Here is a 13,895-nt window from a genome sequence, read left to right as displayed (position 1 = left end):
CCAAAAATGATAAAAAAAGGATTACAAAACAAGCCGCTAACCCAATTCTTTTTCCGAAAGTTGTTTAAAATACAGCTCCCGATAATAGCCGTTTTCGTTTATCAATTGATTATGAGAACCTTGCTGTATGATGCGGCCTTGGTCTAAAATGATGATCCGGTCTGCGTTCTTGGCGCTCGATACGCGGTGGCTTACGATGATGGTCGTTCGGCCTTTCGCTACCTGCATCAAATTCCCCAGAATCGCTTCTTCGGTTTCGGTATCCACGGCCGATAGTGCATCGTCGAGCAACAGGATTTCCGGGTCTTTGATGATGGCCCGCGCAATGGAAACGCGCTGTTTTTGCCCGCCGGAAAGCGTGATGCCGCGCTCGCCCAAGATGGTTTCGTATTGCTGCGTAAAATTGACGATGTTGTCGTGCACGACCGCTTTCTTGGCCGCCTCGATGACTTCCGCGTCGGTGGCGTCTTCCTTGCCGAACTTGATGTTGTTCTTGATCGTGTCCGAAAACAGGAATGCATCCTGCGGTACAATACCGATGGCGTCGCGAAGGTCGAACAGATTTACTTGCTGGATGGGTTTCCCGTCGACGGTAATTTCGCCTTCGGTCACGTCATACGTTCTGGTAATGAGTGACAATACCGTCGATTTTCCAGAACCCGTTTTGCCGAGTATGGCCAGTGTTTCGCCGTCCTTAATGGTAAACGACACGTTTTCCAGCGCGCGGATGTTGGTGTCTTCGTAAGTGAAACCGACATTGCTGAAGACGATTTCGCCCTTGAGCGGCGCGTGCTCGGGATTGTTGTTCTTGATTTCGGGTTCGATTTTCAGGAATTCGTTGATGCGTTTCTGCGAGGCTTCGGCTTCCTGCACCATAGACGACACCCAACCGAGCGAAGCCACTGGCCAGGTAAGCATGTTCACGTAGAGGATAAACTCCGCGATCGTGCCGATGCTGTCAATCTTCCCATTGATGTACATCACGCCGCCTACGTAAATCACCACGAGGTTCGATACGCCGATGAGCGCCATCATCAACGGCCCGAACAAGGATTGCACTTTGGCCAGGCTCATGCTCTTGGCCTTGCTTTCATGGGCGAGTTCGGTCATGTTCTGCTCATACTGGCTTTCCAGCGAATACGCCTTAATGACACGTACGCCTGAGAAGACTTCCTGCGAGAAGCTCGATACTTTGGACAGGTATTGCTGGAACGTCGTCGATCGTTTGTTGATGGCGACGCTCAGCCGGAAAATCGCGTAGGACAAAATAGGCAGCGGCAAGATCGTGTAAAGCGTCAGCAACGGCGACACGTCGTACATATATAGGATGACGATGACAAAGCGGATGACGGTGTTGATGGTATACATGACCGCCGGGCCAACATACATACGGGTTTTGCCCACGTCTTCGCTGATGCGGTTCATCAAATCGCCGGTGCGGTTCTGTTTGTAGAAATGTTGCGACAGCCGTTCATATTGCCGAAATACTTCGTTTTTGAGGTCGAATTCGATATGCCGCGACATCACAATCAACGTCTGGCGCATCAAAAAAGTGAGCACGCCGGCCACGAGTGTCGTAGCGATGATCAACAGGATGTTGTGCAGCAATTCGGTCTTGATGTCCGCGCTGCCCAGCCCGGATTTGAAATGGTCTTCAATCGCCTTGAACGACTTGGCGATGAGCTTCGGGGTGAAAAGTGAGAAAATCTGCGCAGCGATTGTGGTGATGACCCCGAACAAAAAGTGGTATTTGTATTTGACGAAATATTTGTTCAGGTATTGCAGTTCTTTCATGTTATTCCAGAAAATGAGGCGTTTATGTTGTTGTTTTTTGTTAAAGGATGCAGATTCCGGAATTTTAGCGCATTTGTCTGAACGTTGCCGATTCGCTAAATAAACCCAAAATCGTTGTCATATTTTGAATTTAGTCCTATTTTTGCGCTGGCTTTTTGAAAAGGCCGCAACTTAAATACACGACTATGAATACCGAACTCACCACAGCGGCTGAACTTCACAAAATTGATCCCGTATTCGGACAAGTGTCTTTTGACAACCACGAACAGATCGTTTTTTGCAACGACAAAGATACAGGATTAAAGGCAATAATCGGAATCCATAACACCGTTTTAGGACCGGCTTTGGGCGGCACCCGAATGTGGAAATACAGCAACGAGTGGGAAGCGCTCAACGACGTGCTCCGTTTGTCCCGCGGCATGACCTACAAATCTGCCATTTCGGGTTTGAACCTGGGCGGCGGAAAAGCGGTCATCATCGGCAACGCCAAAGAAGACAAGACGCCGGAGATGATGATCAAGTTCGGGCAGTTCATCCACTCCCTCAGCGGCAAATACATCACGGCCGAAGACGTAGGTACAACTACACCGGATATGGACTTGATCCGTACGGTAACGCCTTATGTAACCGGTATTTCTGAAAGCCTCGGCGGTTCAGGAAATCCATCTCCGGTAACCGCTTACGGCGTGTACATGGGCATGAAGGCCGCGGCAAAATACCAATTCGGCAGCGACAACCTTGCAGGAAAGAAAGTATTGGTGCAAGGCATTGGCCACGTGGGCGAAACCTTGGTAGATTACCTTTCTAAAGAAGGCGCGCTCGTTGAAATCACCGACATCAACCAACAACGCGTGGAAGAAGTAGCCGCCAAGTATGGCGCGAGAATTTTCAACGGTGCCGATTTGTACAGCGCCGACGTTGACATCTACGCGCCGTGTGCGCTTGGTGCGACGGTCAACGACGATACCATTTACAAACTCAACGCGAAAGTGATTGCGGGCGCGGCGAACAACCAGTTGGCCAACGAGGAAATCCACGGTAGAATCCTGAAGGAGCGCGGCATTTTGTATGCGCCGGATTTCTTGATCAACGCCGGCGGCATTATCAACGTGTATGGCGAAATCGTGAAATACGGAAAAGAAGAAGCCATGCGCCGTACCGAAAACATTTTCAACACGGCCACCGACATCTTCAATCTGGCCGATGAAAAAGGCATGACGACCTATCAGGCGGCGTTGGCCATCGCGGAAAAGCGCATCGCCGACAGAAAAAAGGAAAACGCGCAATAAGCGTCACGATATTTTTATAATTTTGCGGAGCGGAAGCCAGAAGCTTTCGCTCCTTTTTTTGACTGGACTCATTTGAAAAGTTCAAACGCGTTCCATAAACAGTTCTTACGGTGCTAAACAGAAGACATATTCGGATGAAAGTGATGCAGGCCATTTACGCCATGCACCAAAACGGTTCAGACCAACTTGAAAAGGAAGAGAAGTTTCTTTTCTACAGCATCGAAAGCGTACTCGATCTGTACTTGATCATGCTTTCGGCACTGGTCGAGGTCCGGAAAAGTGAAATCGACTTCCAGGAAAAGTCGGCCAAGAAACATCTGGCGACTGCCGAAGAACGCAAGCCCAACCGCAAATTCGTTGACAATGCCGTGCTGAAAATGCTGGCCGAAAATCCGTCGCTTACCGCCGCGTTGAAAGAACGGAAAATCGACAACTGGACGCGCAACGACGATTACATCATCATCATCCGGGACGAAATCAAGGACAGCGCGCTTTATGCGCAATACATGGCCGATAAGGCCGTCGGTTTCGAGAAAGACCAGGATTTTGTCATTGAGATGTTCACCGAACTGATTGCCCCGAACGAGAAGCTGTACGATTATCTGGAAGACCATCGGTTGACTTGGATCGACGACATTCCGCTGGTCAATACGCAAATCGTGAAACAGCTCCGTGGGCTGAAATCCGCCACAGATAATTTCTTCGTGCCGCGGCTGTACAAAGATGCCGAAGACAAGGAATACGCGTCGTTGCTGTTCCGTAAAACCGTTTTGAACGAGACGGATTTGGCCAAGGAATATGTGGGCAAGACGCCGAATTGGGATACCGATCGCATCGCAGAAATCGACACCATCATCTTGAAAATGGCCATTTGCGAATTCCTGAAATTCCCGTCGATTCCGGTGAAAGTAACCATCAACGAATACTTGGAGCTGGCTAAGGAATATTCCACACCCAAAAGCAGTATTTTCATCAACGGCATCCTGGACAATCTGGTCAAGGAATACCAGGCCGCCAACAAACTCAACAAATCGGGCCGCGGCCTTCTGTAAATTGTCATGAAATCGAGACTCTTTTTTCTTTTATTAATCTTGTCTGGCCTAGCTTCGTGCAAGGAGGAAAAGCACAATGTCATCCGCAACGGCCGTGTCGTTGAAGTTGATGGGCCGGCATCGGCGATTCCCGCCAAACGCACACCGCCGGCCGATGGCAAGTATCCCGAAATGACTTTTGTGGAAACCGAATTTGATTTCGGAGACATCGATCCCGGCGACAAAGTCACGCATGAATTTTCATTCAAGAACACCGGCGAAGCCGACCTTTTGATTTCGGATGCGCGCGGCTCTTGCGGCTGTACCGTTCCGGAATATCCGAAAGAAGCGATTGCACCTGGCGAAAGCGGAAAAATTACCGTGACGTTCAATTCTGCCGGAAAGCATGGAAAGCAGCAAAAGACGGTGACGTTGTTCACCAATACCGCGAAGGAGCGCGAACAACTCCAGATTAAAACCAGTATCAACCCAGGCAGTTAACGCCCAAAAACAACAATATGCAACAGATTTTACCCATTATCCTCATTTTCGTGGTCATGTTTGTTTTCATGATCTTGCCACAGCAACGTCGTATGAAAAAAGAGAAGGAGTTTGAAAATGCCCTGAAAGTCGGCGACAAGATCGTCACCAAAAGTGGCATCCACGGCAAGATCGCCGAACTCGCCGAAACGACGATTGTCATTGAGACCATGGCCGGAAAACTCAAGATGGAGCGCTCTGCGATTTCAATGGAAATGAGCGCGAAATTGAATGCGCCGGAGACGAAATAGTTGCTAGATAGTTCTAAAATTGAACTTTGAGTGCTGATGAATCAGACTAAAATTTTACATGCTAGACAATTTATCTAGCCACTAACAACTACTTCCTATACTTATCATTCAAACCGATGCCTTCCAAGACCATCGGTTTTATTTTTTCCATCCGCTGTAGTTTGGTTTCTTCGCGCTTGGCTGCGTCGATGTATTCCAGAAATTCGCGTTGCTTGCCCGGCGTGAATGTTTCAAATGCGGTGGCGAACGCTTTGTCTGCGTCGAGCGCGCTCTGAAAAAATGCCGAAACCACCGTTTGCTTTTTCTCAGGCTTGATGGCCAAGCCCGCCTTTTCATTCGCTATGGCTTCGCGGATGTACTGTAGGATCATTTTTTCGTGTCGGGCAATTTCCGCTTTGGTATTGAAACGCCATTGCCGTAGGCCTTTCGTCACGCCTTCATTGGCGTTGACCAAGACTTTGGCCTCGTCTTTCAGGAATACGCCGTTCCAGAACCACAGCGCCACATAGTTCTTGAACCCGCCGATGCCCAGCACATTTTTCTTGTCGAGTGTATAGACCGTGCCACCCCATTTGGTCATTTCCACCAGTTCGGTTTGCGCAATGATGGCCTTGAGCAAATCCATTTCTTCGGGCCATAGGCCAGACTTGTCCCACGGATTTTTCTTTTTTTCTTCCATGATGAAAAAATTAACCACGAATGGCACGGATTGTTACGAATGGAAGACGCAGCCAAATTCGTGAAGTTCGTGGTTGTCGATTATTTATTTCTTCAACCCGTAATTCGGTAGCGCGGTCAACTCGGCAATCTTGACAATGACCTCGGTGGCTTTCACCATGCTTTCCACCGGAACATATTCATATTTTCCGTGGAAATTGTGGCCGCCGGCGAAAATGTTCGGGCACGGCAACCCTTTGTATGATAATTGGCAACCGTCGGTGCCGCCGCGGATGGGTTTGATGATGGGTTTTATACCCAGTTGTTTCATGGCTTCCTCGGCAATTTCAACAATGTGGAAAACCGGTTTCACCTTTTCCTTCATGTTGTAATATTGGTCCTTGACCTCGATTTCCACGATGTCGGCGCCGAATTGCTTGGCGAATTTCTTGTTGATTTTCTTGGCGATTTTCCCGATGAGTTCTTTTCTTTCCTTGAACTTTTTCGCATTGTGGTCGCGGATGATCATCTCAACGGTGGTTTCCTCAATGCTTCCCGAAAGCCCGGTCACGTGGAAAAATCCTTCGTAGCCTTTGGTTTCCTGCGGGATTTCGCCGGCCGGTAAATGGTTGATGAAGTCGTTGGCGATGAGCATCGAATTGATCATCTTGCCCTTCGCGTAACCCGGATGTACGCTCTTGCCGCGGCACGTGATTTTGGCGCCCGCCGCGTTGAAGTTTTCATATTCCAGTTCGCCGATCTGGCTGCCGTCCATGGTGTAGGCCCAATCGGCCCCGAATTTCTTCACATCGAAATGATGCGCGCCGCGTCCGATTTCTTCGTCGGGCGTAAAACCCACGCGAATCTTCCCGTGCTTGATTTCAGGATGTTTTACCAGGTATTCCATGGCCGTTACGATTTCGGTAATGCCGGCTTTGTCGTCGGCGCCGAGCAAGGTTGTGCCGTCGGTCGTGATCAGCGTCTGGCCTTTGTACAGCAGCATGTCCTTGAAATACTTGGGCGAAAGGACGATGTTTTGTTTTTTATTGAGGACGATGTCGCCGCCGTCGTAATTTTTCACGATTTGCGGCTTGACATTCTTTCCCGTAAAGTCGGGCGTGGTATCGTAGTGCGACACAAAACCGATGACCGGCACTTTCTCTTTTACATTGGCCGGAAGCGTCGCCATGACGTAGCCGTTCTTGTCTATCGTGACTTCGGTCATGCCGATGGCCTTGAGTTCATCGACGAGTTTGTTGGCCAGGTCGAATTGTTTTTTAGTACTCGGCGTGGTGTTGGAATTCGGGTCTGATTCCGTATCGATGGTGACGTAGCTGACAAAACGGTCAATGATGTGTTGCATGTGTTCTGATTTTAGGAACACAAATATACAGATTGCGCGCGTGTTTGTAACGGGTTATTCCAAGTTTTCCCAAGCCGATCGGCCATTTTCCTTGAGTTGCAGCAACGCGAACAAAATCCCGACACCGAACAACCCGACGAGTGACGACAGGATGCCGTTGCCCGTGTAGATGTTGATGCCCATGGTAATGAGACTGGTGACGAGAAATCCCCAGAATGCCCACTTTTTCCAACGGAAGATGAAGATGGCGAACACCACGTTCAGGATGCAGATGGCGGCCAGCAGAAAGAAAATCCATTTTGGGATGATCATCTGCATGGGCGTGATCACGATAAAGCTCAGCACGATGCTGTAGGCCATGTTGGCGGTATATACGAGCATCATCAAAACGAGCCATGCGGTCAGGCAGCCGTGCCGTTGTTTCTGGTTCTGGAGGTTTTCCATGGGTTTGGTGTTACAGTCGGCAAAGATACGGATTCAGCACTTATGCGCCGACGGATTGTCGTTTTTGCGCAATGATGATCAAATCTGTCGTGTCCGGTTTGTCCGGGAACGGCTGTTTTTGTGAAAGGACAATGTCGAAACCGGCGTGTTTCAGCACTTCCCGTAGCGTCGCTTCGGCGTGGTAGTGCGTGAGAATGGCATCTTGTCCGTCGCTGGATTGCTGCAACAGTGACGCGTCTATGTCGGCGGTCATCGTACTGAGATAAACGCTGCCACCGGGACGGAGGATTTTGGCCATGTCTGAAATAAATGTTGCCGCTTCCGCTTTCGACAGATAGGGCAGGCCGAAGCCGCAGACCAAGGCCTCATATCTGGAATTTGTTTCGGCGATGCGGCGCATGTCGGCCAGGGAGAACGACGCTTCGGGATTGTTGGCTTGGGCGAGCGCGATCATGTTGGGCGCGAGGTCTGTTCCGGACATACGCAGATCATTCCGACGGTCGAGCAAAAATCGCGATAGGTTTCCCGGGCCGCACGCCACATCGAGCACCGAAGCATTTGGCGGTAACGCATCGCAGAATAGGGCTAGCGTATCGCCGTAATGGCTTACGTCCATGTATTTGGCCTGGTAATCTTGCGCGCGTCTGTTGAAAAGGTGTTCTGCTTGTTGTGGCATGACAAATTATGATGTGTTGTTGCGTTAGGGATGGAAACGGCATCCTTTTGCGAGGCCACGAGCAAAAGATACAGTGGACAGCCCGGCCGTAGGCAACGCCAATGTGGAGATTCTAAATTATAAATTCGGGCTGCAACTGATGGTTTCGGTTACCGCATATTCGCTGACATAGGCGGTGCGCCCGTAGGTTTTGGTGACTTGACAATCACAACCGTCCTTGACGAGTTTTTGCGTGACCGACCGGATGCCTGTAAAACCTTGGATGTTGCTCGTGGTTTCGGTGACAGTGAAGCCGCGTGATTTGAGTTTTTCGCTCAGGATGAGTTTTTCGTTCTTGGCGTCCGGGATTTCGAACGTGCGCCCGTACAAATCCGGGAATGCGATGGTACGGCCATTTCGGGTTTCGATGACGAAGTCCAGGATGCGGTCGTCGAAGTCCTGGGTTACGGCTTGCTCCTGACAGGAAACCATCAGCAACAGTATCGGGAGAAATCGCTTCATGGGCAATAGGTTTTTATTGATAACGCCGGGCTGCGCGGTTTTATGGTGCGGGCATTTTCTTGAGCACAATCCCGACGGTTTCATCCTGCGAGTTAAAGATGCGGCCTTCCATGCGGTCGGGCGCGACTTGTTTGAGGTAAAAATTCACGAAGAACGGACTGCTCGGCAAGGAAGTGTTTTCCATCCTGAAAAACAAGCTGTCGTCTTTCACCCGGATCTGGTCATAACGGTACAGGCTGTCGTGGTGGCAAATAATCGCCAAGCCATTGCGTCCGGTGAAAATCGTAATCGTATCCACGTAGTGCACATCGGTTTCCGGATGGATCGTATCGGTACCCCAATGTTCGGTCCAGACGCCTAGGATTTGTGCTTGTTGCCGCGGTTGACCTGACCCAAAAGCCAGCCACACAAAGGCGGTGGCAACGATGATGCTTCGTGTCATGACGGGTAGATGGATTGCATGTGTTTCACCGAAGCGGCAATCATTTTTTTCAAAATGTCGGTGTCAATGTCTGAGAGTTTTTTGACATAGACGCACGCTTTTGCGGTTTGGTGCTTGCCGAGTTTTGCCATGAGCGCTTCGCGGCCGTCGTATTTACTTGAAAAATACAGCGCGATTTTTCCCTTACGAGGTGAGAATCCGGCGAGTGGCGCGTCGCCTTCGCGGCCACTGTCATATTTATAATGGTAGCTGCCGAACCCGATGATGGCCGTGCCCCACATTTTGGCCTTGAAACCGGTTTGCGCACTGAAGATTTCCACGAGTTTCTCGCTGTCTTGGCGTTGTTGCGCATCGGTGACCGATTGGAGAAAATCGGGCACGCTGTTTTCGTTTTCGGTGGTTTTGTTTTGCGACATGATCAAGCTTGGTTAAACCTGCGGAATTTTACAAAGAAAAAAATGGCCATTGCCAGGAACGGAAACGTGGAAAGCCAGACTTTTGGATGGCCAGCCAATCCGCCCAAAAACGCCAGTATGACGTAGGGCAGGAGCAAGACCGTGCCGGCCAGAATGAAGATGCGGTTAGGTTGCCGCTGCAGCAATGCGATGATGAGCAGGATTTCGGCGAAAAACAGCACGAACACCAACGGGTTGCTGAGCGACGACGCATTATTGGCGATGTTGGCGATGGCGTCGTACTGCATCTGGAAAACGAATTGTTGGTTGTTGCCCCATTCCATGTAGATGAACAGGAATGTCAGGAGCAAGCCCAATGGGAATAGTCGTTTCATGGTTTGGTTTGTAACGTTGAAGATACCATTTTTATTCAAAGTTGAGTAAGTTCCCACGCCAGATTTTTCCGTGCCTGGGCCTCGTACCGGTTTCTGAAGATTTCGGTTTTGTAGATGGTGGGCAAGTCAAGAAAATGCCGTAACACCTTACGTCTGCCGGGATGGTAGAGAAAGTCAGGGTAAACTGCGTACTCTTTTCGTATTTGTTGCGTGTAGGCGCGATAGCGTTCCGGAGATACGCCAAGGATCGACAAGTCTGCATCTACGAGAAAGTTGGTGTCTTGATCGGGCGACCATTCGTGTTTTTTCGTGGCGATGATGTGGCGGGCTACGCGGTCTGTAAAGGTGTGGTCGGCACCGAGCGTAGCCAGCCGCTGCTGCGCCAAGGTGGCGCTTTTTTCTTCGTTATCGGAAGCGCCGACGTTGTATACGAGGTCATGGTAGTACAAGGCGAACCACACGGCTTCCGCATAGGAAAGTTCCTCAGTCACCGACACCAGTTCACCCCGCATCGCCTCGAGGTGCGACAGGTTGTGGTAGTGGCGCTGTCGGGCACTGTAATGTTTCGCGATTTCGTCCCAAAGGCGGTCGGCCACCGAGACAGTATCAGTAAAGCGCTGCACCAGTTCGTAAAAGGTATGCCGTAACTTGTCCATAAACACGCGAAAGTTAATCAATATTGTCTTTGTGCGGTGTTGAAAACGTTTTTTACAACTTTTCACGCCCGGTGATTTCTGCGGCAGCGGATTCTTTTAGTTTTGCCCAGACCTCAAAATAATGGTATGGGCGCTTTTGTCATCAGCAAACGGTTTAATGGCGATTACAAGTTTATTTTTGCCTCGCGCAAGGGCAAGACGATTTTTACCAGTATTTCCTGCAAGCAAAAATCTGATTGCGAATCGATGATTGCGGCCATTCGGGAACAGCTCTCGCTTTTCACCTTTACGAAAGTACGCGGTTCAGGCAACAAATTCTTCTTCCGATTGTCCAAAGACGGCTTGGTTCTGGCCACGAGCCGGAAGTATTCCACCGAAGGTTTGCTCCAGAAAGGCATCGACGAAATCACCAAATACGTGTCTGTTTCAGAAACGCTGGATTTCTCCGAGGGCGAAGTATTTCCGGATGCGTTGGCCGAAGCCGAATGGTAGTGCGGCCGACGTTGTTTCGTTGAACGGCGCTTTTATGCCGACAAAATCACCTAATGGCTGTTAGTGAAAATTCTCGAAAATACCTAATTTCATTGGGTTTGTCTCGATGAATGGCGGGGAAAAATCGGTCAAGTGAAACCCGTTTGCACTTCAACGTTTTTTAATGCTGATGGCAGGGAAAATAAAATGTGACGGTCATCGCCGATGTAATTTAGCGGTGTAATTAAAGGTGTTCACACAAGCAAAACCAATTACGCCATGAAAACACTTTCGTCACTTATCGTTGTCCTTGCCATGGGTTTTTCCGCCACCGCGCAGGAAAATTTCGATCTGGCGCATTCCGGTATGGGAAGCGGCCCGTCTGCCTCAGAAATCAATGAAGAATCGCAGGTAATCGTATCTTATCACGTGGAAGAGCGCATCAACATGAAGTTTGGATCGCGCATTACGACCTACGACGTACCGAGCCTGAAAATGGTCAATACCCATGATTTGGGTCCAGACAATTCCCGCGTGGTGACACCTGTTTTCGGGAAAGCCAAGCCAAAGCCCGTAATGGAAAACCTTTCGGTCTTGTCGGCCAAAACGGTTGTCGGCCAAAACGCTATGCCTGTCTCAGACTTGGCGATGGCGCCGCGCGTCATGATTCCGTTGACCGTCAATAAAACTGCAGTCGAGAAAACCACTTCTGTGAGGATTGACCTAGTAAATACCTACGAGCGCGTGCTCGAGAAAGGATATGAATCCGCAGATTTAATCCGGAAAGTAGCCGACGCTCGTTTCTTTGACGGCGACCTGGAAATTGCAGAGAAATGGTATTCCAAACTCTTCAAGCTTACCACCAATCTCGAGGACGTTTATTTTTACCGGTATGCACAAGCGCTTAAATCGGTGAACCAATTCGAGAAAGCCAAGGAAATGATGGCCATTTTCGAATCGCGCGCCTACAAGAAATAATACTTTACACAGTCAACATCACCCGAAATCCGCGCGCTGCGTAATAGGATTCGGCACCGTTGTGGTAGAGAAAAACGCTGTCATACCGGCGGTCGCAAAACAACGCGCCGCCCAATTTCCGGATGTGTTCCGGTGTGGCTACCCAACTCGATGTTTTGCGGTCAAATGGTTCCAATTCCTGCAAGGCGCGGTATTGGGATTCGGTCAGTAATTCCGCACCCATGGCCAAGGCCAAGGCGATCGCGCTGCCCTTGGGTTTGTTTTCCTTTCTGGCGTGAAGCGCCGCATCATCGTAACATAAACTTCTTCGGCCCGCCGGGCTTTCGGGCGCACAGTCGCAAAAGAACAGCGCACCTGTTTTGGCATCCAGGCCGACCACGTCCGGTTCTCCACCCGTGGCTTCCATGCGCGCCAGACTGGCCAGTTTCTCTGGGTTCGCTTTCAATCTTTCTTCGACGGTTTCCCAGGTGATGTCCCGATGCCTGTGCTTGTTGTCTTCAAATCGCTTCCGCAGGGTTTTGAGGAGTTCAGTTTGTTCGTTCATTTCATCCTACTGTTGTTGTTTACCGCAAGATACGATTTCGCCGGGGAAGTGGCCATGGCGTAAACAAGCTTCGGAATCCTATAAAATTATCGCTCGCTGCAGTGGCAGCTTTGGGTAAAGCCTAAAAATCCACCGCCATGAATAATTATCACATCTACCAGCGCTGCATAGATGCTTGCCTGAAATGTGCGGCCATCTGTAACCATTGCGCATCGTCCTGTACGCAGGAAGACAACGTAAAAATGATGGCGCGGTGCATCCAGCTTGATATGGAATGCGCCGCTGCTTGTTACGCCGCCGCCCAACTAATGAGTCTGGGTAGTGCGTATGCCGCTGATATGTGTCGTCTGTGCGCCGATATCTGCGAAGAATGCGGTCGGGAATGCAGCCGCCACGACAATGAACATTGCAATGAATGTGCGGCCGCTTGCTGGGAATGCGGGAATGAATGCCGGACAATGGCCGCCTAACGTGTCACTTTCCTCAGGAAGGCGATGCTCCTCGAAAACGCCGCCTTTCCCGATTCGTCATACGTAAATTGGTATTCGTGGGCGAGTTCGGGGTGATGCTTCGCCGGATAAAAAAGTGTGTCCGGAACTACGTGTTGCTCGCGGAGTTTTGCCGATAACAGTCGCGATTGTTCCAGCAACGGATCTTTGTTGCCTGCCGAGATAAAACTGGCGGGGAAGTTGGGTGTTAAATAATCAACGACCGATGCAGACTGTGCATATCGGTCATCGAAAATATCCTTTTTTCCGAAATATGCCCACAAAACCGTTTTAAGAAACCCGCCGAACTCGCCGCCGGTATTCAGATTGGTCACGTCATAGATGCCACAGTACAGCAGCGTTCCTTTTAATTGTCGCGGTCGTATTTTTGGGACGATGCCCACCATTTTGGCGTATTTTTCACTCGAAATGATGTTGGCCATCTGCGCCGATAGCATCGCGCCTCCCGAATCCCCGGCCAAGATGATCCTTGATGCATCGGCGTGGTAAACCGAAGCTTTCGTTGAAAGAAAACCCAACGCCAAATTCAACTGACGCAGCGGTAGCGGGTATTTTCCTTTAGGCGCGACGGTGTAATCAATGGCCGCAACTACAAAGCCTTCGCCGGCCAGCATCCGGCAATAGTTTTCGAGATGTTCTTTTTTGCCCGAGATCAAACCGCCGCCGTGCGTCCAGACGATTAATGGCAACAGTTCGCCGTTGGTGGCCGCTTCTTTCGGATAATAGACATCTAATAATGCGTCCGGATCGGATGTGTCGTAACCGATGTCCGCGATGCCCGATACGTGTCCCGGAACAAATGCAGACAACCGGTCGTTTGCCGTTTTTGCTTCTTTTTCAAAAAAATAGCGGACTATCCAAACCGACGGATACGGCGACACCTGAAAGGCGACGTAAATTGTGCCCAGGATGAATAAAATTAACAACGCGATTTTTACTATGCGCCTGCCCATGCGGTT

At 50.0% G+C, this 13,895-nt stretch carries 19 protein-coding genes; 7 read left to right on the top strand and 12 right to left on the bottom strand.

Going from position 1 to position 13,895, the window contains the following annotated elements:
• Positions 1-36: 36 nt before the first annotated feature.
• The gene (locus tag ACM9J1_RS12955; RefSeq protein WP_415582493.1) at positions 37-1,794 is read right to left on the bottom strand and encodes an ABC transporter ATP-binding protein; all 1,758 of its coding nucleotides are present in this window, start codon (positions 1,792-1,794) and stop codon (positions 37-39) included.
• A 185-nt stretch (positions 1,795-1,979) separates the two neighbouring features.
• Here ACM9J1_RS12955 and ACM9J1_RS12950 point away from each other — a divergent pair, with 185 nt between their 5' ends.
• The 4 genes from ACM9J1_RS12950 (at position 1,980) to yajC (ending at position 4,905) form a co-directional block, all read left to right on the top strand.
• Positions 1,980-3,083 (top strand): Glu/Leu/Phe/Val family dehydrogenase, encoded by a 1,104-nt coding sequence (locus ACM9J1_RS12950; RefSeq protein WP_415582492.1) that lies wholly within the window; start codon positions 1,980-1,982, stop codon positions 3,081-3,083.
• A gap of 143 nt (positions 3,084-3,226) precedes the next feature.
• Entirely contained in the window at positions 3,227-4,135 is a 909-nt protein-coding gene (nusB, locus tag ACM9J1_RS12945; protein WP_415582624.1) for a transcription antitermination factor NusB, read from the top strand.
• Positions 4,136-4,141: 6 nt separating this feature from the next.
• On the top strand, positions 4,142-4,615 hold the full coding sequence (locus ACM9J1_RS12940; protein WP_415582491.1) for a DUF1573 domain-containing protein: 474 nt from the start codon (positions 4,142-4,144) through the stop codon (positions 4,613-4,615).
• A gap of 17 nt (positions 4,616-4,632) precedes the next feature.
• Complete coding sequence (gene yajC / locus ACM9J1_RS12935) at positions 4,633-4,905, top strand: preprotein translocase subunit YajC (protein WP_415582490.1); 273 nt, start codon at positions 4,633-4,635, stop codon at positions 4,903-4,905.
• A gap of 88 nt (positions 4,906-4,993) precedes the next feature.
• Here the strand turns inward: yajC and ACM9J1_RS12930 are convergent, their stop codons facing one another.
• The 9 genes from ACM9J1_RS12930 to ACM9J1_RS12890 form a co-directional block, all read right to left on the bottom strand.
• Positions 4,994-5,584 (bottom strand): YdeI/OmpD-associated family protein, encoded by a 591-nt coding sequence (locus ACM9J1_RS12930; RefSeq protein WP_415582489.1) that lies wholly within the window; start codon positions 5,582-5,584, stop codon positions 4,994-4,996.
• An 84-nt stretch (positions 5,585-5,668) separates the two neighbouring features.
• The gene (gene pepT, locus ACM9J1_RS12925; protein WP_415582488.1) at positions 5,669-6,925 is read right to left on the bottom strand and encodes a peptidase T; all 1,257 of its coding nucleotides are present in this window, start codon (positions 6,923-6,925) and stop codon (positions 5,669-5,671) included.
• Positions 6,926-6,979: 54 nt separating this feature from the next.
• On the bottom strand, positions 6,980-7,369 hold the full coding sequence (locus ACM9J1_RS12920) for a hypothetical protein (RefSeq protein WP_415582487.1): 390 nt from the start codon (positions 7,367-7,369) through the stop codon (positions 6,980-6,982).
• 40 nt (positions 7,370-7,409) lie between these two features.
• Positions 7,410-8,045 (bottom strand): class I SAM-dependent DNA methyltransferase, encoded by a 636-nt coding sequence (locus ACM9J1_RS12915; protein ID WP_415582486.1) that lies wholly within the window; start codon positions 8,043-8,045, stop codon positions 7,410-7,412.
• Positions 8,046-8,162: 117 nt separating this feature from the next.
• Complete coding sequence (locus tag ACM9J1_RS12910) at positions 8,163-8,546, bottom strand: hypothetical protein (protein ID WP_415582485.1); 384 nt, start codon at positions 8,544-8,546, stop codon at positions 8,163-8,165.
• 40 nt (positions 8,547-8,586) lie between these two features.
• Positions 8,587-8,988 carry a hypothetical protein gene (locus ACM9J1_RS12905; RefSeq protein WP_415582484.1) on the bottom strand — a complete coding sequence of 134 codons (402 nt, stop codon included), beginning with the start codon at positions 8,986-8,988 and terminating at the stop codon, positions 8,587-8,589.
• Positions 8,985-9,404 (bottom strand): DUF1801 domain-containing protein, encoded by a 420-nt coding sequence (locus tag ACM9J1_RS12900; protein WP_415582483.1) that lies wholly within the window; start codon positions 9,402-9,404, stop codon positions 8,985-8,987. The genes ACM9J1_RS12905 and ACM9J1_RS12900 overlap by 4 nt, the downstream gene beginning before the upstream one ends.
• Before the next feature lie 2 nt (positions 9,405-9,406).
• Positions 9,407-9,778: a hypothetical protein gene (locus ACM9J1_RS12895; RefSeq protein WP_415582482.1), complete on the bottom strand. Its 372-nt coding sequence runs from the start codon at positions 9,776-9,778 to the stop codon at positions 9,407-9,409.
• 35 nt (positions 9,779-9,813) lie between these two features.
• Entirely contained in the window at positions 9,814-10,434 is a 621-nt protein-coding gene (locus ACM9J1_RS12890) for an HD domain-containing protein (RefSeq protein WP_415582481.1), read from the bottom strand.
• A gap of 126 nt (positions 10,435-10,560) precedes the next feature.
• Between ACM9J1_RS12890 and ACM9J1_RS12885 the strand changes: the two genes are divergently transcribed.
• Together ACM9J1_RS12885 and ACM9J1_RS12880 are read left to right on the top strand one after the other, a co-directional pair.
• Complete coding sequence (locus tag ACM9J1_RS12885; RefSeq protein WP_415582480.1) at positions 10,561-10,926, top strand: YegP family protein; 366 nt, start codon at positions 10,561-10,563, stop codon at positions 10,924-10,926.
• Positions 10,927-11,184: 258 nt separating this feature from the next.
• On the top strand, positions 11,185-11,883 hold the full coding sequence (locus ACM9J1_RS12880) for a tetratricopeptide repeat protein (protein WP_415582479.1): 699 nt from the start codon (positions 11,185-11,187) through the stop codon (positions 11,881-11,883).
• Between the two features lie 4 nt (positions 11,884-11,887).
• Here the strand turns inward: ACM9J1_RS12880 and ACM9J1_RS12875 are convergent, their stop codons facing one another.
• On the bottom strand, positions 11,888-12,427 hold the full coding sequence (locus ACM9J1_RS12875; RefSeq protein WP_415582478.1) for a DUF4256 domain-containing protein: 540 nt from the start codon (positions 12,425-12,427) through the stop codon (positions 11,888-11,890).
• Between the two features lie 242 nt (positions 12,428-12,669).
• Between ACM9J1_RS12875 and ACM9J1_RS12870 the strand changes: the two genes are divergently transcribed.
• A complete protein-coding gene (locus ACM9J1_RS12870) occupies positions 12,670-12,897 on the top strand; it encodes a four-helix bundle copper-binding protein (RefSeq protein WP_415582623.1) in 228 nt (75 codons plus the stop codon).
• On the opposite strand, the gene ACM9J1_RS12865 is transcribed toward ACM9J1_RS12870, so the two are convergent.
• Positions 12,894-13,889, bottom strand: a complete 996-nt coding sequence (locus tag ACM9J1_RS12865; protein ID WP_415582477.1) for an alpha/beta hydrolase — start codon at positions 13,887-13,889, stop codon at positions 12,894-12,896. The two genes, ACM9J1_RS12870 and ACM9J1_RS12865, sit on opposite strands and share 4 nt — an antisense overlap.
• Positions 13,890-13,895 lie beyond the last annotated feature (6 nt).

This window comes from Flavobacterium longum, assembly GCF_965137575.1.
Lineage (GTDB): Bacteria > Bacteroidota > Bacteroidia > Flavobacteriales > Flavobacteriaceae > Flavobacterium > Flavobacterium longum.
This window is presented reverse-complemented; position numbering and strand designations above follow the sequence as displayed.